Source organism: Burkholderia sp. 9120 (assembly GCF_000745015.1).
Classification (GTDB): domain Bacteria; phylum Pseudomonadota; class Gammaproteobacteria; order Burkholderiales; family Burkholderiaceae; genus Paraburkholderia.
The window spans coordinates 2,401,434-2,421,550 of record NZ_JQNA01000002.1 but is presented as its reverse complement, the minus strand read 5'-3'; the positions used below and the strand labels follow the sequence as shown (position 1 = coordinate 2,421,550).

17 protein-coding genes are annotated in these 20,117 nt (G+C 64.4%); 1 reads left to right on the top strand and 16 read right to left on the bottom strand.

What is annotated here, in order from left to right; translation table 11 throughout:
* Positions 1-3: 3 nt before the first annotated feature.
* The 14 genes from FA94_RS18945 to FA94_RS18880 all read right to left on the bottom strand — a co-directional run bounded on the left by FA94_RS18945 (position 4) and on the right by FA94_RS18880 (position 17,208).
* Complete coding sequence (locus FA94_RS18945; RefSeq protein WP_035554025.1) at positions 4-891, bottom strand: AAA family ATPase; 888 nt, start codon at positions 889-891, stop codon at positions 4-6.
* Between the two features lie 87 nt (positions 892-978).
* Positions 979-1,776 (bottom strand): FAD binding domain-containing protein, encoded by a 798-nt coding sequence (locus FA94_RS18940; protein WP_035554022.1) that lies wholly within the window; start codon positions 1,774-1,776, stop codon positions 979-981.
* 34 nt (positions 1,777-1,810) lie between these two features.
* The gene (locus tag FA94_RS18935) at positions 1,811-4,189 is read right to left on the bottom strand and encodes a xanthine dehydrogenase family protein molybdopterin-binding subunit (RefSeq protein WP_035554020.1); all 2,379 of its coding nucleotides are present in this window, start codon (positions 4,187-4,189) and stop codon (positions 1,811-1,813) included.
* Between the two features lie 10 nt (positions 4,190-4,199).
* Positions 4,200-4,751: a (2Fe-2S)-binding protein gene (locus tag FA94_RS18930; RefSeq protein WP_035554018.1), complete on the bottom strand. Its 552-nt coding sequence runs from the start codon at positions 4,749-4,751 to the stop codon at positions 4,200-4,202.
* A 280-nt stretch (positions 4,752-5,031) separates the two neighbouring features.
* On the bottom strand, positions 5,032-5,589 hold the full coding sequence (locus FA94_RS38710; protein WP_156126670.1) for a hypothetical protein: 558 nt from the start codon (positions 5,587-5,589) through the stop codon (positions 5,032-5,034).
* A 434-nt stretch (positions 5,590-6,023) separates the two neighbouring features.
* Complete coding sequence (gene bcaP, locus FA94_RS18920) at positions 6,024-7,415, bottom strand: branched-chain amino acid transporter BcaP (RefSeq protein WP_035554012.1); 1,392 nt, start codon at positions 7,413-7,415, stop codon at positions 6,024-6,026.
* A 298-nt stretch (positions 7,416-7,713) separates the two neighbouring features.
* Entirely contained in the window at positions 7,714-8,370 is a 657-nt protein-coding gene (gene rqpR, locus FA94_RS18915) for a response regulator transcription factor RqpR (protein ID WP_035554009.1), read from the bottom strand.
* A gap of 10 nt (positions 8,371-8,380) precedes the next feature.
* Positions 8,381-9,265, bottom strand: a complete 885-nt coding sequence (locus FA94_RS18910; RefSeq protein ID WP_035554007.1) for a sensor histidine kinase — start codon at positions 9,263-9,265, stop codon at positions 8,381-8,383.
* Between the two features lie 454 nt (positions 9,266-9,719).
* The gene (locus tag FA94_RS18905) at positions 9,720-10,490 is read right to left on the bottom strand and encodes a ferredoxin--NADP reductase (protein WP_035554005.1); all 771 of its coding nucleotides are present in this window, start codon (positions 10,488-10,490) and stop codon (positions 9,720-9,722) included.
* A 573-nt stretch (positions 10,491-11,063) separates the two neighbouring features.
* On the bottom strand, positions 11,064-12,023 hold the full coding sequence (locus FA94_RS18900; protein ID WP_035554001.1) for an ABC transporter permease: 960 nt from the start codon (positions 12,021-12,023) through the stop codon (positions 11,064-11,066).
* A gap of 39 nt (positions 12,024-12,062) precedes the next feature.
* Positions 12,063-12,974, bottom strand: a complete 912-nt coding sequence (locus FA94_RS18895) for an ABC transporter permease (RefSeq protein ID WP_373565327.1) — start codon at positions 12,972-12,974, stop codon at positions 12,063-12,065.
* A 115-nt stretch (positions 12,975-13,089) separates the two neighbouring features.
* The gene (locus tag FA94_RS18890; RefSeq protein ID WP_156126810.1) at positions 13,090-14,664 is read right to left on the bottom strand and encodes a sugar ABC transporter ATP-binding protein; all 1,575 of its coding nucleotides are present in this window, start codon (positions 14,662-14,664) and stop codon (positions 13,090-13,092) included.
* A gap of 354 nt (positions 14,665-15,018) precedes the next feature.
* Positions 15,019-16,038: an ABC transporter substrate-binding protein gene (locus tag FA94_RS18885; RefSeq protein ID WP_035553996.1), complete on the bottom strand. Its 1,020-nt coding sequence runs from the start codon at positions 16,036-16,038 to the stop codon at positions 15,019-15,021.
* Positions 16,039-16,155: 117 nt separating this feature from the next.
* Positions 16,156-17,208: a LacI family DNA-binding transcriptional regulator gene (locus tag FA94_RS18880; RefSeq protein ID WP_035553994.1), complete on the bottom strand. Its 1,053-nt coding sequence runs from the start codon at positions 17,206-17,208 to the stop codon at positions 16,156-16,158.
* Positions 17,209-17,546: 338 nt separating this feature from the next.
* On the opposite strand from FA94_RS18880, the gene FA94_RS18875 reads away from it, so the two are divergent.
* Positions 17,547-18,542 carry an aldose 1-epimerase gene (locus FA94_RS18875; protein ID WP_051980641.1) on the top strand — a complete coding sequence of 332 codons (996 nt, stop codon included), beginning with the start codon at positions 17,547-17,549 and terminating at the stop codon, positions 18,540-18,542.
* 133 nt (positions 18,543-18,675) lie between these two features.
* Here FA94_RS18875 and FA94_RS18870 read toward each other — a convergent pair whose 3' ends face one another.
* Positions 18,676-19,473, bottom strand: coding sequence for an endonuclease/exonuclease/phosphatase family protein (locus FA94_RS18870; RefSeq protein WP_035553991.1), 798 nt, complete (start codon positions 19,471-19,473; stop codon positions 18,676-18,678).
* Positions 19,474-19,609: 136 nt separating this feature from the next.
* The gene (locus FA94_RS18865; protein WP_035553987.1) at positions 19,610-20,113 is read right to left on the bottom strand and encodes a hypothetical protein; all 504 of its coding nucleotides are present in this window, start codon (positions 20,111-20,113) and stop codon (positions 19,610-19,612) included.
* Positions 20,114-20,117: the final 4 nt, after the last annotated feature.

Below are 20,117 nucleotides of genomic sequence, written 5' to 3'. Positions count from 1 at the left end.
TGACTATCCCGGCGCGGCGAGACACTGCGCGATTTGCGCGGCATCGACGCGCGCCAGATCGTCCTGATACTTCAGCAGCACGCCCAACGTGTTCTGCACCGACTGCGGATCAAGCTCCGTCACCGACAGTGCTTCCAATGCGCGGCACCAGTCGATCGTTTCGGCAATCCCGGGCGCCTTGAACAGATCCATGCCGCGCAGCCGATGCACGAAATCGACCGCGCGTCGCTGCAATTCCGCCGAGGTTTGCGGCGCCCGCGCGGCGACGATCTCCAGCTCACGATCGCGCTCCGGATAGCCGATCCACTGGTACAGGCAACGGCGCTTCAGTGCGTCGTGCACTTCGCGCGTGCGGTTCGAGGTCATCACGACCAGCGGCGGCTGCGCCGCGCGCACCGTGCCGTATTCGGGAATCGATACCTGAAAATCCGACAGCAGTTCCAGCAGAAACGCTTCGAACGGTTCGTCGGCGCGATCGATCTCGTCGATCAGCAGCACCCGCCGCGCGCCCGGATGATGCTCGTCGGGCATCAGCGCTTGCAGCAGCGGACGCTTCAGCAGGAATTCGCCGCGATACAGCGTGTCGTTGTCGGGGCGTTCGCCGGCGGCTTCGGCGAGACGCAGCGCCATGATCTGACGCGGGTAGTCCCACTCGTACAGCGCGCTGGCCGTGTCGAGCCCTTCGTAGCATTGCAGCCGCAGCATCGTCGTACCGAGCATGCCGGCGGCGGCTTTGGCGAGTTCGGTCTTGCCGACGCCCGGCTCGCCTTCGACGAACAACGGCCGCTCCATGCGCAGCGCAAGGTACAACGCGGTCGCGAGTTCGCGGCTGGCGAAATAGCGTTGGCTCGCGAGTTGCGCGAGGGTGTCGTCGATTGAAGCGGGCTGCATGGTGGTCCTGAATTGAGCGAACGAATGGGCGGCTGACGCCGGCGTGCAGGAGCCGCACGTCTCGTCAGCCGCCCATGGCGATAGTCGCTAACCGATCGCCTTCGTCACCGCGCGCGCGGCGAGCACCGGAATCAGATGCGCGCGGTAGTCGGCGCTCGCGTGCATGTCGGTGTTCAGATCGGCCGCCGACACCGTCACCGCGCGAGCCGCCTCGGGCGTGAAATTCGCCGACAACGCGCTTTCCAGCTCCGGCACGCGAAACACCGACGACGCCGCGCCCGTCACCGCGACCCGCACGCCGCTCGCGAACTTCGCGACGAACACGCCGACCAGCGCGAAGTGCGACGCCGGATTGCGGAATTTCTCGTAGGCGGCGCACTCGGGCACGGGAAACTCGACGGCGACGATCAGCTCGTCAGGCGCGAGCGCGGTCTCATACATGCCGACGAAAAAATCGCTCGCGGCAATGCGTCGCCGCTCGGTGACGATGGTCGCGTCCAATGCCATCGCGGCGGCCGGATAGCACGCGGCGGGATCGTTGTTCGCGAGCGATCCGCCGATCGTGCCAAGCGCGCGCACCTGCCGGTCGCCGATGTGCGCCGCAAGCTCCGCAAGTCCCGGCGATACGCGCCGTAGCTCCGCGTGATCCGCGACGTCGGCGTGACAGACGGCTGCGCCGATCGTCACCTTTTGCGCGTCGACGCTGATCGATTTCAGCGCGGGAATCCGCGTCACGTCGATCAGTTGCGACGGCTGCGCGAGACGCAGGCGCATGGTAGGCAACAGGCTCTGACCGCCGGCCAGGAACTTCGCGTTGCTGTCGGCGGCAAGGGCGGCGACGGCCGCTTTGGGATCCGTCGCGCGTTGATACTCGAATGAATACATGTCGAATGCTCCGCTCAGGATTTCAATGGGCTGCTTACGGTTGCTTCGCCGCGCGAATCGCGGACCACACGCGATGCGGCGTCGCCGGCATTTGCAGGTCCGTCACGCCAAGCGGCGCGAGCGCGTCGAGAATCGCATTGATCACGGCCGGCGGCGAGCCGATCGCGCCAGCTTCACCGCAACCTTTCACGCCGAGCGGATTGTGCGTACACGGCGTGCCCTTCGCGGTTTCGACGGTGAAGTCCGGCAGATCGGACGCATGCGGCATTGCGTAATCCATGTACGAGCCGGACAGCAACTGGCCGCTCTCGTTGTCGTACACGCAGCGCTCCAGCATCGCCTGGCCGATGCCTTGCGCGAGCCCGCCATGCACCTGGCCCGTGACGATCATCGGGTTGATCACGTTGCCGAAATCGTCCACAGCGGTGAACTGCTGGATCCGGCACACACCCGTGTCAGGATCGACCTCGATCTCGCAGATGTACGCGCCAGCCGGATAGGTGAAGTTGGTCGGATCGTAGAACGCGCTTTCCTCAAGGCCTGGTTCGAGCACGTCGAGCGGATAGTTGTGCGGCACGTAGGCCGCCAGCGAAATCTCGGCGAAGGCCTTGGTGCGATCAGTGCCCGCGACGCGGAACACGCCGTCCTTGAACTCGATGTCTTCCACCGCGGCTTCGAGCAGATGCGCGGCGATTTTCTTCGCCTTGGTTTCGATCTTGTCGAGCGCCTTCATGATCGCCGAGCCGCCCACCGCGATCGAGCGCGAGCCATATGTGCCCATGCCGAACGGAATCCGGCCGGTGTCGCCGTGCACGATCTCGACGCTTTCCAGCCCAATACCGAGCCGGTCCGCGACCACTTGCGCGAAGGTCGTTTCGTGCCCCTGGCCGTGACTATGCGAACCGGTGAAGACGGTGACCGAACCGGTTGGATGCACGCGAATCTGCCCGACTTCGAACAGACCCGCCCGCGCGCCCAACGCGCCCGCGATGTTCGACGGCGCGAGACCGCAGGCTTCGATGTAGCACGAGTAGCCGAGGCCGCGCAGCTTGCCGTTCTGTTCGGATTGCTGCTTGCGCGCGGCGAAACCTTTGACGTCCGCGAGTTCGAGCGAGCGCGCGAGCAGGGTGTCGTAGTCGCCGGTGTCGTAGGTGAGGCCGACCGGCGTCGCGTACGGAAACTGGCGGATGAAGTTGCGGCGGCGGATCTCTGCCGGATCGAGCTTCATGTCGCGCGCGGCGGTTTCGACCAGCCGCTCGACCACGTAGGTCGCCTCAGGACGGCCGGCGCCGCGATAGGCATCCACGGGAACCGTGTTGGTGAAGACCGCTTTGACCTCCGCATAGATCGCGGGCGTGGCGTACTGGCCGGCGAGTAGCGTCGCGTACAGGATGGTCGGCACGCTCGACGCAAACGTCGACAGATACGCGCCCATGTTGGCGGTCGTGTGGATGCGCATGGCGAGGAACTTGCCGTCGGCGTCCATCGCGAGTTCGGCGTGGGTCAAGTGGTCGCGGCCGTGCGCGTCGGAGACGAACGCTTCCGAGCGCTCGGCGGTCCACTTCACCGGACGGCGGATTTTCTTCGACGCCCACGTCAGCGCGACGTCTTCGGCGTACAGGAAAATCTTCGAGCCGAAGCCGCCGCCCACGTCCGGCGCGATCACGCGCAGTTTCGATTCCGGCAGCGACAGGACGAACGCCGCCATCAGCAAACGCTCCACGTGCGGGTTCTGATTCGCGACGTACAGCGTGTAGCTGTCGTCCTGCACCGAGTAGCTCGCGTTGACCGCGCGCGGTTCGATCGCGTTCGGGATCAGGCGGTTGTTGACGATGTCGAGCGTGGTGACGTGCGTGGCTTTGGCGAACGCGGCGTCGGTCGCGGCTTTGTCGCCGTGGCCCCAGTTGTAGCAGATGTTGTCGGGCACTTCGTCGTGCACGGCGGCCTGGCCTGGATCGGACGCGTGCGCAGTGTCGACCACGGCGGGCAGCACGTCGTAATCGACTTCGATCAGTTCGGCGGCGTCTTTCGCGGCCTTGATTGAATCGGCAATCACCAGCGCGACCTGATCGCCGACGTGCCGCACTTTCGTATGCGCGATGATCGGATGCGGCGGCTCGTTCATCGGCTTGCCGTCGGTGCTGTGGATCAGCCAGCCGCACGGCAGGCCGCCGACGTTGTCCGCCGCCATGTCCGCGCCGGTGAAGATCGCGATCACGCCGGGCGATTGCCGGGCCGTTGTGGTGTCGATACTGGTGAGCTTGGCATGCGCGTGCGGCGAGCGCAGGAACACGGCGTAGGTTTGCTGCGGCAGGACGATGTCGTCGGTGTACTGACCGTTGCCGGTGAGGAAACGGTAGTCTTCCTTACGTTCGACCGAAGCGCCGATCAGATGGGTGTCGGGTGCGTTCATCGTCGGCTCCTCAGGCGGTGGCGGGCGCGGTGGCCGCTGAGTTGGCGGTTGCGCTGTTGCCGGCGCTGCTGGCGGCTGCGTTGGCCGAGCTGGCGGACTTCATGCCCACGGCGCCTTCGAGCACGGCTTTGACGATGTTGTGATAGCCCGTACAGCGGCACAGATTGCCATCGAGCTGGGCGCGGACCTCGTCGCCGGTGAGATCGGGCTGGCGTTCGACCAACGACACCGCGCTCATGACCATGCCGGGTGTACAGAAGCCGCATTGCAGGCCGTGACAGTGTTTGAAGGCGGCTTGCATCGGGTGGAGCGCGCCGTTCTGGGCGAGTCCTTCGATGGTGGTGACGGTTGCGCCGTCGGCCTGTACCGCGAGGATGTTGCAGGACTTGATCGCGCGGCCGTTCAGGTGGACCGTGCAGGCGCCGCACTGGGCGGTGTCGCAGCCGACGTGGGTGCCGGTCAGGCGGAGCTGCTCACGCAGGAACTGGACAAGCAGGGTACCGGGGTCGATTGAGGCGCTGATCGCGGCGCCGTTCACCGTCAGACTGATGCTGATCGTCATGAAGCTGTCTCCTGTGAGGTGAGACCGGACCGTTTTTCTGCTTTGTTTTGGTTTTACTCGCGGGGTCCGATTGTGGGACTGCGGTTTTTATTGGGATGCCGAAAAGTAAAGCACAAATCGGGCGGGGGCGCTATGAGGGGTTTTTTAGGCGGGCGCCTGGGATGCGGTTTCAGGCAAGGAGGGGCGGCGCCGTCCCACACACCGGCGCCACCTCGACATGCCGATAAAAGTGCGGGGGAGGCCCGGAGCAGTGGCTGCGCTCCGGGCCTCCTGGTCGCGCCTAACTGAGCTCTCGGTCCACGTCGGCTATTTGCCTTTTTACGTCGTTGATCTGACGTGTCAATGCGGACATGCGGGCGGCTACTGCGGCTTGTTGCTGGGGGTTGCCCATCGGCCCGTAGGCGGTGCCGATTTCGATGGTCCGCATGCCGGAGGATGAAGTCCGCTCGACCGTTGGCATGAGAGGCATCTCACGGCTCGCGTTATACAACTCCGACTCCAGTTGCTGCCGTTGATTGTCCAACTGCGACCGCCGCATCTGCAGAGCCTGACGCGCGCTGTTGTTTGACCCGGACGCGCCGCTGCTTGTAGAAGGCTCGCCCCACGGAATTCCTTTTCCGCCTCCCCGCAGCCGAAGGGCAGCCGCCCCCCCGTTTCCCGGCGAACCCGGTTCTCCGCGCACCGGGTTGCCCGCCCGGATATCCACGTGAGATGGGCGGCGCCCTGACATGTCGAACACGGCGGGCACCGCAACCTGCGCGGCGCCCGGGCCGCCGCTGGCTGCTGCCGGTGCATGAGTGGGTTCGTTCGCTTGACTGCTGGCTGACTGGACTTTCATTTCCCTCTCCCTAACTGGATGGAAGGTCGAAATCGGCTTCGCCGAGCGCCCCCGAGAGGGAGGCGCGAGTCCATTTCAACAGGGCGGACCCATCACGGGGTCGTACATATATTGAAGGCAATTCGCGCGACGAAAGATCGCGGCGGCGCGCGAAGCGCCGCCGGAAGCATGACTGCTGTGCCACGAGAGCGGAATGTGCGAGAGCACGGATTCCAGATGAGCCACTACCGTGACTGTGCGGGAGCCCCGCTTATGAGCTAGCGGTTTGAGCCGCTTTCTTTTGCCCACTTGCTTTTGCGGCAGGGCAGGCAAAGAAAAGTAGGTGTCGCCCCGCACAGGGGCAACGCTGGCAGACCACAAAGAAATCAAGGAGAGGCCAACCCAGCGGGTGCGGCAAACCGAACCAAACCAAAGCGCCGCACGGCCCTAACCCTTCACTTCGCGAGCTTGGAATTCCGCCGCGAGTAGCCGAAATAAATAACCATCCCGATGAGTAGCCAAACCACAAAAGCGACCCAGGTGACCGCCTGCAGATTAACCATCAAAAACAGACAGGAGGCGACAGCCAGAACCGGCACAACCGGCACCCCAGGACACCGAAACGCGCGCGGCAGCTCAGGATGCGTCTTCCGCAAAACGAGGACCGCAATCGACACCATCGAGAAAGCCGCCAACGTGCCGATATTAATCAGCTCAGCGAGCACATTCAGCGGCACCAACGCCCCGATCAACCCGAAGAAGATCCCAACGAGCCACGTAGTAAAGAACGGCGTAGCAAACCGCGGATGCACTTTCGACAACCGCGCCGGCAGCAGCCCATCCCGCGACATGGCAAAAATAACGCGCGTTTGCCCGTAGGCCATAACCAGAATGACGGTCAGCATGCCGAGCACGGCACCGAGGTCGATAAACCCGGCGACCCACTTCTCCCCTGCGACCTGCAACGCATACGACACCGGGTGCGAGATATTCGCAAACTGCGCCGACGGCACGATCCCGGTGACCACCGCCGCCACGGCCACATACAAGACCGCACAAACGCCGAGCGAAGCAATAATCCCAATCGGCAGATCCCGCGCCGGATTCTTCACTTCTTCTGCCGCGGACGACACCGAATCGAACCCGATAAAGGCGAAGAACATAACGGCAGCCGCGCCAAAAACCCCATTCCAGCCGTTCGGCATAAACGGATGCCAGTTAGCCGGCGTCACATGGAACACCCCCACGCCGATCACCAGCAGCACCACGGTCACCTTGATCGCGACCATCACGTTGTTGATCCGAGCGGATTCGCGAATGTCGACCGACAACAGCGCGGTGATCGCCATCATGACGAGAAACGCGGGCAGATTGAACAGCGTGTCATGCCCCGGCAACGCGCCCGGCGCGGCCGTCAGCGCCACCGGCAACGACACACCAAACCCCGCCAGCAGCGACTGCAGATACCCCGACCAGCCCACCGAGACCGCCGACGTTGCCAACCCATACTCCAGCATCAAATCCCAGCCGATGATCCACGCGGCCAACTCGCCGAGCGTTGCATACGAATACGAGTAGATGGACCCGGCCACCGGAATCGTCGAAGCGAACTCGGCGTAGGCGAGCGCGGCGAAACCGCAGGCGACTGCTGCGATCAGGAACGAGACCATCAGCGCCGGGCCGGCCTGAACGGCGCCCGTGCCGGTCAGCACGAAAATGCCGGTGCCGATAATGGCGCCGACACCGAGGAAAGTCAGATCGAGCGCGCCGAGCGCTTTCTTCAGGCCGGCGTTCTGAGCGCTCGCGGCGATCATCTGCTCGACGCTCTTTTTGCGGAACAAGGACATTGGCGGGGTCTCCAGTAGTGCACGCGTTGTTGCGCGCCGAATGTCGGGGGAAACCCTCGATTTTAACGGATGCACGCCGCTGCACCATTTTGGAACGTAGTTTTTAGGGTACGGTGAACAGGCGAAAAATCCCCTTCGCATAGGATTCGCACGACACGTTCATTCGTCGTGCGATCTATCGCGAAAAAGCTTTCGCGCGATGCAGGGCAAGCGGGAGGGAATCGCTCTCTTACCGACTCGCCACGCCGAACGGCGCGCTATTCAGCGCGCGCAGAGCAGGGCGGGAGAAAAAGGCGCTTTAGCCGGCCATCGCCGGATTGAGATCGACGAGCCGGTTGCTCATCACGTAGAAAGTGAGCTCGGCGTTGTTGCGCAGCTTCATTTTCTCGAGCAGCCGCGTGCGGTACACACTGACCGTTTTCACCGACAGCGACAGCGTGGCGGCAATATCCGTCAGCCGTTTGCCCGAGGCGAGCATGCATAGCGTCTGATATTCGCGATCCGAGAGCTTTTCGTGCGGCAATTGTTCGCCGTCGAAGGAGACGTAGTCGGCCAGCGCTTCAGCCATCGCCGGGCTCACGTATTTGCGGCCCGCGGCGACCTGCTGGATCGCGCCGATCATCTGCGCGGCGTCGACGGTTTTCGACAGATAACCCGCCGCGCCGGCTTTCAGCGCGCGCACGGCGTACTGGTCCTCGCGATACATCGAGAACATCAGCACGGCCACGCGCGGCACCTTGCGTTTGAGGCGCTTCAGCACTTCGACGCCGTTCATGTCGGGCAGCGAAATGTCGAGCAGCACTACGTCGTAACTGTGCTGGACGACAGCCTCGAGCGCTTCGGCACCGCTTTGCGCTTCGGTGACTTCGCGCGCGACGCCGCGGTCGAGCAGCAATTGACGTACGCCCTGGCGGACCACGGCGTGATCGTCGGCGAGCAGGATGCGCAGACTCATGTCGGCACGCTCACGATTGCAACGCGCGCCGCTCGGCGCACGGTGCGTCGGCCAGCATCGCGTCCCACGCGAAGCGCGCGCGCAACAGCGTGCCGCGCGACGCATCGGCGCCCTCGCCACGCTTCGCGGCGACGCGCCGGGCGCTTACGCGCAACGTGCCGTCGAAAGCGGCGCAGCGCGCCTGCATGCCGCTCAGGCCGAAGTGGCCACGGCGGCTGCGGGCTTTGCGCGTCAGGCCGATGCCGTTGTCGGCGACGATCAGCGTGAGATGACGCCGGCTGGTTTCGATCCGCACGTCCGCCGATTCGGCGCGGGCGTGCTTGGCAATGTTGTTCAGCGCTTCCTGCGCGACGCGGAATACGGCGAGCGCGGCGTCGGCCGGCAGGCGGGTGAGGCGCACGTCGGCGGCGCAGACGAAGCTCGTGCGCAATTGCGTGCGCGCGGCGAAGTCGCCGGTCCAGTGCGCCAGCGCGCCGACAATGCCGCTTTCCAGCGACGGCGCATGCAGCTCCGCGACGGCCTGGCGGCTGGCGGCGCACACGGCGTCGAGCGAACGGTTCGCGACGGCGAGCGCGGCCGCGCATTGCGGCGGCGCGTCGGCGGGCAGCCAGGTTTCGACGCCGGCAAGCGCGAAGCGCGTCGCGGTCAGCTCGGCGCCCACGCCGTCGTGCAACTCGCGCGCCACATGCCGGCAAGCCGCCTCCTGCGCCTGCACGAGTTCCGCCGACAGTTCGCGGACCCGCGCACGCAACTGGGCGAGCTCGCGCTCGGCAGCGGACAGCGGCACGACAGCGTTGACGACGGCAACGGCGGCCGCAGCGGACGTGTCGAAGCCCTCACGAGCCGGTGACGAAGGAAGATGCGCGGAAAAAGGGACGACAGTCGACGTATCCATGACTTTCCCTCTCAGGAAGCGGTGTGGACAGCGAAGCGGATGCGCATCCAGGGCGCGAAGACGAAAGAACGCATGCGGGTCTCTAGCCTCCAGGGGTGAACCGTGACGCGCAGCGTGCGACGGACAAATTGCTACGGTGCGACGTAACGAAATTTACATTCAGTAACATGAACTGCGGACTTCGAAAGGAGTGATCTATTCGTCTGATCACGCGCGGCGATGATATCTCAAAAGTAGAAAAAATGCAGTCACACCAAGGGTTAGCGCCTACATTTCACGCAATGGTTGATGTATTGCAACATGACAAAGCGGCGAATTTTGTAGGAATAATACCGACGCCAAATGTCAAACAGACGGCGTCATTTTGTAACGGACAACAAAAAAGGAGCCCGAAGGCTCCTTTTTTGCTTGATCCGCGGCGCGGCGCCGCGTGATCGGGGGCGAGACGCGTGGTTTAACCGACGAACGCCTTTTCGACCACGTAGTGACCCGGCGCGTTGTTGCTGCCTTCCTCGAACCCGAGGTCGTCGAGCAGCTTGCGCGTGTCGCGCAGCATGTGCGGGCTGCCGCACAGCATGACGCGGTCGTTTTCGAGCGAGAAGCCCGGCACGCCGAGGTCGGCGAACAGCTTTTCGGTTTCGATCAGTTCGGTGATACGGCCGCGGTTCTGGAATGCCTCGCGCGTGACCGTGGGGTAATACAGCAGCTTTTCCTGCACCAGTTCGCCGAGGTGTTCATGCGCCGGCAGGTGGTCGGTGATGTATTCCTTGTACGCGAGTTCGTCGACGAAGCGGCAGGTGTGCGTCAGCACGACGCGCTCGTAGCGGTCGTAAATGTCCGGATCTTTGATGATGGACATGAACGGCGCGAGGCCCGTACCGGTGGACAACAGCCACAGCGTCTTGCCCGGCAGCAGGTTGTCGGCCATCAGCGTGCCGACCGGCTTCTTGCCGATCAGGACTTCGTCGCCGACCTTCAGATGCTGCAGACGCGACGTGAGCGGGCCGTCCTGCACCTTGATGCTCAGGAACTCGAGGTGCTCTTCGTAGTTCGCGCTCGCCAGGCTGTAGGCGCGGATCAGCGGCTTGCCGTCGACTTCGAGGCCCACCATCGTGAACTGGCCGTTCTCGAAACGGAACGCCGGGTCGCGCGTGCAGGTGAAGCTGAAAAGCGTATCGGTCCAGTGATGGACGCTCAGGACGGTCTGTGTGTTCAGGTTGCTCATGGCTTCTTGGATAGTGCGAAAAAGGCGGCCAGTCGTTGGAGCCGGCCGGCACGGCAAGGGCGATGCTGCGTTCACCCGGAGTCGGGAATCACGCGCAATCCGCTATTTTACCGCGCCGGCTGCCCGAGGGCGGCGACGCGGCGGTTGAGCGTGGTGAAGCGGGTGCCGGACCAGGAAGCGGCGGTGCCGGCCGTTGATACAGTCGGGCGCCGCGAAGTACGTTGGCGTGGCAGCCGCCGCGCTTCAGCAAGGGAACGGCGATGGGCGAACGCCGCGCAGGGCGGCTGCCATCGGCTGTCCGGCATGCGCCGGGTAGGCGCGCCGCGCGGGCAACTTGTTCGCGATGATACCGAAAGCCGCCGGGCGCTGCAGCATTGACCCTGCTGATAAAACTGGCAAAAGCGCGGTCGCAGCGTGGCGAGAGGGATGGCCGCGACAGGCCTGGCGTGAGCGCGGCGGTCTTCCGTCAATAAGATCTGGGGCGGATCTTATTGGTACACAGGCATAGCCTGAAAGCCGTATTCGCCTCCGTAAAGCCAGGCCCGGTGGCGCTAAGTGAGTTTCAAGGATTGATCACGCCGGCGCCGCTACGCGCTTCTTCCCGCGCTGCTTCAACACCCGCGCCTGCAGCACGATCACCAGCAGCAGGAACACGCCGCGAATCACCGACTGCCAGTACGCCGACAAGCTGATGAACCCCAGCCCATTCTCGAAGTTCAGCAGATTGAACACGAGACCGAGCAGCAGCACGCCGGCAATCGTCATCGCGATCGAACCTTCGCCGCCGCTCAGCAACGTGCCGCCGAGCACCACCGCCGAAATCGCGAACAGCTCCCAGCCGACGCCTTCGTTCGGTTGTCCCGCGCCGAACTGCGCCGCGAGAATCACGCCGGCCATGCCGGCCAGCAAGCCGCTCACCGCATAGGCCATCACGAGTGTGCGGTCGACGTTCAGGCCCATCAGCCGCGCGGCTTCCTCGCTGCCGCCGACGGCCAGCGAATGCCGTCCGAAGCGCGTGCTGCGCAGCGCCAGCCAGCCGGCCAGCGCGGCGGCCACCGCCACGAGCCCCGGAATCGGCAGCCCGAACAGATCGCCTTGACCGAAGTTGCCGAAGTTCGAATCGGCGGCGATCGACACCGCGTCGTTCTTGCCGAGCAGCAGCGCGACGCCGTGCGCGCCGAGACTGGTCGCGAGCGTCACGATAAACGGCAGGATTTTCAGACGCGTGATGATCAGGCCGTTCAGCACGCCGACCACGAGTCCTGCGGCGCATCCCGCCAGCACGGCGACCCAACTGCCGTACACGCTGGTCAGCGCCGCGACCACACTCGCCAGCGCCGCCACCGTGCCGACCGACAGATCGATGCCGCCGGTGATGATCACGAACGCCATGCCGACCGAGATCAGCGCGAACATCGAGTTGTAGCGCCAGAAAGACGTGATGTTGTACGCCGAGCCGAAATGGTCGTAGCGCACGAGGCCGAATACGACGAGGCCGACCAGCGCGAGCAGGATAGGGAGATTCTTTTTCATCGCATCGAGTCCGGGAGAGTCCTTGCCTTGTCTTGCGGTTCAGCGCGAACGCCGCTGCACATACACCGCCGCGACGATGATGCCGGCCTTCACCACCAGCGCCGCCGCATCGGGAATGCCGTGCGCGAGCAGCGTGTAGCGCAGCAACTGGATGATCAGCGCGCCGATCAGCGTGCCGCCGATATACGCCTTGCCGCCCGTCAACGCCGTACCGCCGACGGCCACCGCCGCGATCGCATCGAGTTCGACACCGAGCCCGACCACGTTCGCATCGGAAGACGAATTCACCGAGATCGAAATCAGCCCCGCGAGGCCTGCGAGCGCCGCACACAGCGTGTAGGCGATCAACTTGACGGTGGCGGTCGGCACGCCGCACAGATACGCGGCCTTTTCGTTGCCGCCGGTGATCAGCAGATACTGGCCGAACAGCGTTTTACGCACGACCCACACGAACACGGCGACCAGCGCCAGCATCAGCAGCACCTGGAACGGCACGCCCGCCACCTTGCCGAGCGCGATCCACTGGAACGCGGGCGTGTTGAACGCTTGCAGGCTGCCGTCGGTGACGACCTGCGCAATGCCGCGTCCGGCGATGAACAGCACCAGTGTCGCGACAATCGGCTGCACAGCGAGCCGCGTCACGAGCCAGCCGTTGAACACGCCGCACAACGCGGCGGCCAGCACCGGCAGCACGAACGCGAGCGCAATGCCGGCGGGTCCGGCGATGTTCAGGAACAGCATCGGCGCGAGCGCGCCGGAAATCGCCATCGACGCGCCCACCGACAGATCGATGCCGCCCGTCGCCACCACCAGCGTCATGCCGATGCCGACGATCACGATCGTTACGACCTGCGTCATGTTGACGTTGAAGGTTTGCAGCGACCAGAAGTGCGGGGTGAAGATCAGATTGAACAGCACCATGGCGAGCAGCACGATGACTTCGCGCTGCATCGCGAGGCGCCGCCATTTCTGCACGGTGCTGGCCGCTTTGACGCGCGGCGCGGCGCTGATTTGCGCGGCGCTTTCGCCGTGGCGCGGTTCGGTATGCAACGATTCGGTGTGCAGCTTAAGCGCCATGACGGTCGCCCTCCAACGCGTCTTCGATATGGGCGGCGTTCGCCGTTTGCGCGGCGTCGGCCAGTTGCGAATGGCCTTCGCTGCCGTAGGCGATGGCGTCCATGATCGCGGTCTCGCTCATGTCGGCGCCGTTCAGTTCGGCGACGGTGCGGCCGTCGCGGATCACCACCGCGCGATCGGCAACGGCGGTCAGCTCTTCCAGTTCCGAGGCCGACAGCAGCACGCCGAGTCCCGCGTCGCGCAACTCGCGCACGATCTTCGCGACGTCCGCTTTAGCGCCGACATCGATGCCGCGCGTCGGTTCGTCGAGCAGCAGCAGCGACGGCTCGGCGGCGAGCCAGCGCGCGAGCAGCACCTTCTGCTGATTGCCGCCGGACAGTTCGCGGATCGGTTGATCGGCGGAGCGCAGTTTGATGCCGAGCGACGCGATGAAACGGTCGACGATCGCCTGCTGCTTCTTCACGTCGACGATGCCGTTTCGGGTGAGCGTGCGCAGACAGACCAGGGTGAGGTTGTCGCGTACCGACAGTTCGGGGACGATGCCTTCGGCCTTGCGGTCTTCGGTGAGATACGCGAGCCCACGCGCGATCGCGTCTTGCGGCGACTTCAGCGTGACGGTTTCGCCGTTGAGCGACAGCGAGCCTTGCTCCAGCGGATCGGCGCCGAACATCAGCCGCATGGTTTCGGTGCGGCCCGAACCGAGCAGGCCCGCGAGGCCGACCGCTTCGCCCGCATGCACCTGCAGCGAGACGTCGCTCACTTTCGGCGGTGCGCTCAGATTGATGGCGGCCAGCGCCTGCTTGCCGCGGCGCGCGAGGTTCGCTTCGCGGGCCGAGGTGTCGTCCTGCACGACGGCGGCGAGCGTGCGGCCGAGCATCGTCGTGACGAGCTGCAGTTTGTCCATATCGGCCATCGTGCTTTGCGCGACCGTCTGGCCGTCGCGCATCACGGTGACGCGGTCGCACAGCGCATAGAGTTCGTCGAGCCGGTGCGACACGAAAATCACCGCGCGGCCGTCGTCGCGCAGTTTGCGCACCACCGTGAACAGCAGCTCCACTTCGCGTTCATCGAGCGACGAGGTGGACTCGTCCATGATGACCATCCGGGCGTCCGCCGATACCGCGCGCGCCAGCGCCACCATCTGCTGGATCGCGGTCGAATAGCTGGCCACCGGTTTCTTCACGTCGATCTGCAAGCCGAACGATTCGAGCAGCGCGGCGGCGCGGTGCTGCACCGCGCGCCAATCGATCAGACCGAACCGGCGCGGTTCGCGGCCGAGGAAAATGTTTTCCGCTACCGAGCGGAACGGCACCAGATTGATCTCCTGATAGATCGTGCTGATGCCGGCTTCGCGCGCCAGTTTCGGCGTGCGGAAATCGACCTCGCGGCCTTCGAAGCGCACGCTGCCCGAGCCGCGCCGATAGGCGCCGGTCAGGATCTTGATCATGGTCGATTTGCCGGCGCCGTTCTGGCCGATCAGCGCGTGCACTTCACCGGCCGCGACGCTCAGGTTGGCGCCGCGCAAGGCAGGCACGCCGCCGAAGCTGATGCCGATGTCCTGCATCTCGAGCAGCGGCGAAACGTTGAGGGGAGAGTCTGGCGGCTGCGTGGCGGATGGCGTCACGGGTGTCCTCCTGATGCATGTGCTGCGAGTGCTGCACGGTCTGCGACGATCCGCGCGGACTGCACGGCAGTTGACGCGCGCTGCAGGCGGAAGCGCTTTGCAGCGACCTCGCCGAATCATGCTACGCCGCATAAAAGCGAAGCGACGGTCCGTGCGGGCACGGGCGCGTCGCTTCGAACCCTTCCCGTCAACCGCCCGCCGAGGAGACGGTTTTCAAAGGCGGATGACGTCCTGCTGCAACGCTGTTTCGAGGAAGCCTCCCAGGCTGCAGGAGGCTTCACCGTCAACCATCAATCAATAGCCGTACTGCATGTTCTGCTGCACGTTGCTCTTGTCGTAGAAACGGTCGGATACCTTCACCCACGTCGGCACCTTTTCACCCTTCGCGTAACGCTGCGCGACGTCGCAGGCGAGCGGGCCGAAGAACGGGCTCGACTGCACGCTCGCGCCGAGTTCGCCGGCGGCGATCGCATCCATGCCGCCCTTGGTGCCGTCGATCGTGACGATCTGGATATCCTTGCCCGGCTGCTTGCCGGCCGCCTTGATCGCGGCGATTGCGCCGAGCGCCATTTCGTCGTTATGCGCGTAGACCGCCGTGACGTCCGGATGCGCCTGCAACAGCGTTTCCATCACCTGACGACCCTTGTCGCGCGCGAAGTCGCCGCTTTGCGACGCGATGATCGTCATGCCCGGATTCTTCGCGATGACTTCGTCGAAACCCTTCTTGCGATCGTTCGCGGCAGACGCGCCGGTGGTGCCTTCGAGTTCGATGATCTTCGCCTTGCCGCCGGTCGCCTTGACCAGCCAGTCAGCGGCGCGATGCCCCTGATCGATGAAGTCCGAACCGATGAACGTGATGTAGTCGCGGCCCGCCTTGGCAACCGATTGATCGACGTCGCGGTCGACCAGAATCACCGGAATGCCGGCCTTTTTAGCCTGCAGCACGATCGGTGCGAGCGGCTTTTCCTCACGCGGCGGGAACACCAGCAGATCGACGTGCTGCGCGATCATGCTTTGAATGTCGGAAACCTGTTTGGAGTTGGAGCCGTTGGCGTCGGTCATGACCATCTGCCAGCCGCACTTTGCCGCGATGTCCTTGAAGCTCTTGGTTTCCGCGAGACGCCACGGATTGTTGCTTTCGGTCTGCGCGAAGCCGACCTTTAGCGGAGTCTTGGTGGGCAACTTCGGCAACGCGTCGTCGGCGTGCGCGGTGGCGACGCCGAAACCGATTGCCAGAGCCAGCAGCGAACCCGCCAGCGGACGAATCTGCTGCTTGCGCACGTGAGCGCGCGACTGCGTGTTGAGCGACGCCATGTCTTCCTCCAGTACCTGGTGAGGTAGGTTGTATTTGCTTTTTGTGTTTCTCCTGCCGGCCGACGCTGTTCCGCCACAACCGGACGTGCCGATTATTCCACTCGGAATTATTATCGGTCAATCACTAATAATATTAATTGCTGGCCTTTTTGCCTCGGTAATTACCCTGACCGACGCACGTTCGACGAGTGGTCCATCGAGCTTCACCATGCGATGCCGCACCGGCGCGCCGGCCGCGCGGTTCTGTTCTTCCTGCAGCAGGGTTTCGACCGCCCAGCGGCCTAGCTCGTAGTTCGGCAGCACGACGGTCGAGAGCGGCGGGTGCGTGTGGCGGGCGATTTCCTGGTCGTCGTAGCCGAGCACCGAGACGTCTTCGGGCACGCGCAGGCCGAGTTGCTTCAAGGCTTCGATCGCGCCGAGCGCGGTCAGGTCGTTGGCGCAGAAAATCGCGGTGGGCGGATTGGTTTCGCGCATCAGCGAGAGCGCCAGTTCGAAGCCGAGGCCCGAGCTCCAGTCGCCGTCGCGCACCAGTTCCGGTGCGTACGGCAGGTCGGCGGTGGCGAGCGCCGTGCGATAGCCTTTGAGACGGTCTTTCGACGCGTCCTGCCACGGTTCGCCGTTGATATAGCCGATGCGCCGGTGCCCGGACTGCAGCAGATAGTCGGTCGCCAGATGACCGCCGGCGACTTCGGCCGGCACGACCGACGACACGCCGCCTTCGCTCGTATAGCAGTTCAGCAGCACGGTCGGCACCTGCGACAGCGCGGCCGGCAGCGTCACCTTGCGCGTGTAGACGGTCGCGTAGATCACGCCGAACACATGCGGGTTGGACAGCGTCGTGTCGAGCACCTGCTTTTCGATGTCCGCGTTGCCGTGCGTCGAATAGACTGCCAGCATCTTGCCGGCTGCGTAGGCCGCGTCGCGCGCGCCGTCGACGTTGACGACCGGATGCGGGCTGGTGGAAATCTCGTCGGCGAGATAGACGATCAGATTGCGGTCGTCGGCCGAGGCCGGCACCGCCTCGCGCAGCGACAAGCGGTAGCCGAGGTCATGCGCGGCCTTCAGCACCTTGGTGCGGGTGGCCTCGGAAAACTTCGCGCCGGTGGCGTTGTTCAGCACCAGCGAGACAGTGGATTGCGACACGCCGGTGAGCTTGGCGATGTCGGTCATGGTGGGACGGCGTTGAGTCGATTTTTTCATTGTGCGGGCCGCACTGCAGCGGCGCTAAAGCGGGAGCATGCCGAGGCATTGTGGTGCTGACGGTACCACTAATAATATGTGCGCGGCAACGCACGCTAACCCGCCATTTGGGAATGCGTGATGCGCGTATGAGGGCAGTGTTTTGGTGAATTTATTACTAATAATATTGACCGATCCGCTTTGGCGTGCGATTCTCGGTCGCGCGGACTTCCAGGGTCCGCCGGCCGCGCGCAGTGCGCGGCACGCTACAGGAGACAAGCGATGCGCGTTGCTGCCGGCCTTCGTCCGAGGCCCCGCCTTTTCTGATCATGCGCGACGTTTCCCTGAACTCGAACCGGCCGCTCGCGACGGCGGCGGCGCCTAACGAGCTTGCGTGGCTCGACGATCCTGCCATTGCGCCCACGCTTGTGACGTTGCAAGCCGGGTCCTTGCGCGCGGTGCTTGCGCCCAAAGTGGGCGGCGCGCTCGCCGCGTTTTACGAAGTCACGCCCGATGGTCCATTGCATTGGCTGCGGCCGGCGACATCGGCGGCGTTCACCGAACGCGATCCGCTGCGGATGGCGAGCTTTCCGCTGCTCCCCTATTGCAACCGGATTCGCGACGCGCGCTTCGAGTTCGACGGTGTCACGATCGATCTCGCCGGCAACGACACGCGCTTTGCGCATGCGCTGCACGGGAATGCGTGGCGGCATCCGTGGCGAGTCGGCGCGCGCACGGAAAGCTCGGTGGACTTGCATTTCGAACACGAACCGGATGCGCGGATTCCCGGCGACTGGCCGTTTCGCTATCGCGCGCAGCAGCGCATTGCGCTGAGCGGCGGCGCGTTGGTCATCACGTTGTCCGCGCAGAACCTGGACAACCGGCCGATGCCGTTCGGCATGGGGCATCACCCGTACTATCCGCGCACGGCGGCGACTCGCGTGCAGGCCGACGTGCGGGCCATGTGGCACGCCGACGCCGACGTGCTGCCGACGCATCTCGGCCCGCATCCCGCCGTGGATGCCTTGCGTGAAGGTATGTCGCCGGATGCGTTCGATCTCGACAATAACTTTGCGAACTGGTCGCACAAGGCAACGATTGCGTGGCCCGACGAACACCGTCAACTGACCATGACCGCCGACGCGCCGTTCGATCACATGGTGGTGTACGCGCCGGCCAACGATCCGCAGTTGTGCGTGGAACCGGTGACGAATACCACGGACTGTTTCAATGCGGCCGGCCCGCGTGAGCAGGTGGGCGGCTGTGTGTTGCTAGCGGGAGAGGAACTGGTTGCAACGGTGAAGTGGACGCCGCAACGCGGCTAGGCGAGCGGCGCAAGTCCACGCATCACGCCGCGCCATGCATCACACCACGCACCACGCCACGCGCTCGTGGCCAAAGCCAAAAAAAACGGGCGACCTAATAAGGTCGCCCGTCTTTGTTTCACACCACCGCGCGTCACTCCACCCGCAAGCGCGCCATATACGGCAAATGATCCGACAGCCACGCCGTCTCCTGCGTCGGCTGAATCCATTCGATCGGCTTCATGCCGCGCACGAACATCTTGTCCAGCGCGAGCGCCGGTGAAAATGCCGGAAACGTGCGCCCCGATTCACCGAGCAACGTCGCCACTTCCTGCAAACCGTGCTCGCCGAACAGCGGCACCGAGTCGTTACGCCAATCGTTGAAATCGCCGGCCAGCACCAGCGGACCCTCGGGCGCTTCCTTCGCGATCCAATGCGCGATCCAGTTCATCTGCCGCAATCGCGCCGAGCGCGTCAGCGCGAGATGCGCACACAGCAGCGTGACCGAATGACCGCCGAACGTGGCTCGCGCCACCAGCAACCCGCGCTTTTCAAAGCGATGCGCGGAGATGTCCCAACGTCCGCCGAGATCGAGCGGATGCGGCGACAGAATCGCGTTGCCGTGCCGCCACGACGGCTTGAACACGTTCGGCCCGAGCGCAATTTCGAGCTCCAGCGCACGCGCGATTTCGGTGGCCTGGCAATGCCACACGTCGTTCAACGGATCGGCGACCGGTGCGCCGAAACTGCTCGCCAGCACCGGCGACGGCATGCGCCGCGCCATCGCTTCCTGCAAAAAATACGCGTCCGCGTGAGTGGATTGCACCCAGCGCTGCATGGCCTGCCACGCCTGAAAGCCGAGCGGTGTGCGGCCCTTGTGCAGGTTCCAGCTCACCGCAATGAAGTCCTTCGGCGCAATGCTTTCGCGGATCAATTCTTCGGGGTTTCGCATGCCGCGTTATCCACGTGTTCTGTTTGAGGGCTTCATTAATGTGGCCCGTGTCGCCAGCGGGTTGCTCGCGCCTGGCTCGTATCGATGGGTTCGGGTGGGCGCGTAGTGGTTTGCACGCTCATTCGCAGAGGCTCGGCTAGTTCGCACTGGTCGCCGTATTCGCGAGGCTGGCCTTCACGCGGTAGACCAGGTTCGGATTCTTGTCGACGATCGTCCAGCTCGCCCACTGGCCCGCCGCCACTTTCAGTCCCGGATGGCTCGCGCTCACCTGACGCGGTTGCGGCGGCAGCTTGCAGCCGGTGTCGGTCTGCTGCGCGCCGTCTTCCTCGAACGTTTCCTGCGCTTCGATCGACAGCGTGACCTCGTTCGCGTCCGCCTGCAGTGGCGAGACGGTCAGCGTGCGCGTCAGATCGAGACTGCCGCCGGGCTGATCTTTACAGCCGACGTTATGTTGCACCACCTTGTGATGGGTATCCGTGCGTGCCTGGCCGACCGTGGTGGTGCCGTCGAACGAGTCGATCTGCTGGCCGTCGCGCATGACCTGCAACTGCCACTGCACGACCTGTTGCGCCGGACGTTGCTGCGCGTTCGCGAGCAACGAAGTGCCGAGCAGCACGGCCAGGATACTGGTTTTCCACATAGAA

Bases quoted from the DNA above. Each gene is read 5' to 3' on its own strand.
- FA94_RS38710 (WP_156126670.1), bottom strand. From the start codon at position 5,589: ATGAAAGTCCAGTCAGCCAGCAGTCAAGCGAACGAACCCACTCATGCA.
- FA94_RS18910 (WP_035554007.1), bottom strand. From the start codon at position 9,265: ATGGATACGTCGACTGTCGTCCCTTTTTCCGCGCATCTTCCTTCGTCA.
- FA94_RS18940 (WP_035554022.1), bottom strand. From the start codon at position 1,776: ATGTATTCATTCGAGTATCAACGCGCGACGGATCCCAAAGCGGCCGTC.
- FA94_RS18930 (WP_035554018.1), bottom strand. From the start codon at position 4,751: ATGACGATCAGCATCAGTCTGACGGTGAACGGCGCCGCGATCAGCGCC.
- FA94_RS18895 (WP_373565327.1), bottom strand. From the start codon at position 12,974: ATGCAGCGCGAAGTCATCGTGCTGCTCGCCATGGTGCTGTTCAATCTG.
- FA94_RS18865 (WP_035553987.1), bottom strand. From the start codon at position 20,113: ATGTGGAAAACCAGTATCCTGGCCGTGCTGCTCGGCACTTCGTTGCTC.
- bcaP (WP_035554012.1), bottom strand. From the start codon at position 7,415: ATGTCCTTGTTCCGCAAAAAGAGCGTCGAGCAGATGATCGCCGCGAGC.
- FA94_RS18945 (WP_035554025.1), bottom strand. From the start codon at position 891: ATGCAGCCCGCTTCAATCGACGACACCCTCGCGCAACTCGCGAGCCAA.
- FA94_RS18880 (WP_035553994.1), bottom strand. From the start codon at position 17,208: ATGACCGACATCGCCAAGCTCACCGGCGTGTCGCAATCCACTGTCTCG.
- FA94_RS18890 (WP_156126810.1), bottom strand. From the start codon at position 14,664: ATGCAGGACATCGGCATCAGCTTCGGCGGCGTGCCTGCCTTGCGCGGC.
- FA94_RS18870 (WP_035553991.1), bottom strand. From the start codon at position 19,473: ATGCGAAACCCCGAAGAATTGATCCGCGAAAGCATTGCGCCGAAGGAC.
- FA94_RS18885 (WP_035553996.1), bottom strand. From the start codon at position 16,038: ATGGCGTCGCTCAACACGCAGTCGCGCGCTCACGTGCGCAAGCAGCAG.
- FA94_RS18900 (WP_035554001.1), bottom strand. From the start codon at position 12,023: ATGAAAAAGAATCTCCCTATCCTGCTCGCGCTGGTCGGCCTCGTCGTA.
- rqpR (WP_035554009.1), bottom strand. From the start codon at position 8,370: ATGAGTCTGCGCATCCTGCTCGCCGACGATCACGCCGTGGTCCGCCAG.
- FA94_RS18905 (WP_035554005.1), bottom strand. From the start codon at position 10,490: ATGAGCAACCTGAACACACAGACCGTCCTGAGCGTCCATCACTGGACC.
- FA94_RS18875 (WP_051980641.1), top strand. From the start codon at position 17,547: ATGCGCGACGTTTCCCTGAACTCGAACCGGCCGCTCGCGACGGCGGCG.
- FA94_RS18935 (WP_035554020.1), bottom strand. From the start codon at position 4,189: ATGAACGCACCCGACACCCATCTGATCGGCGCTTCGGTCGAACGTAAG.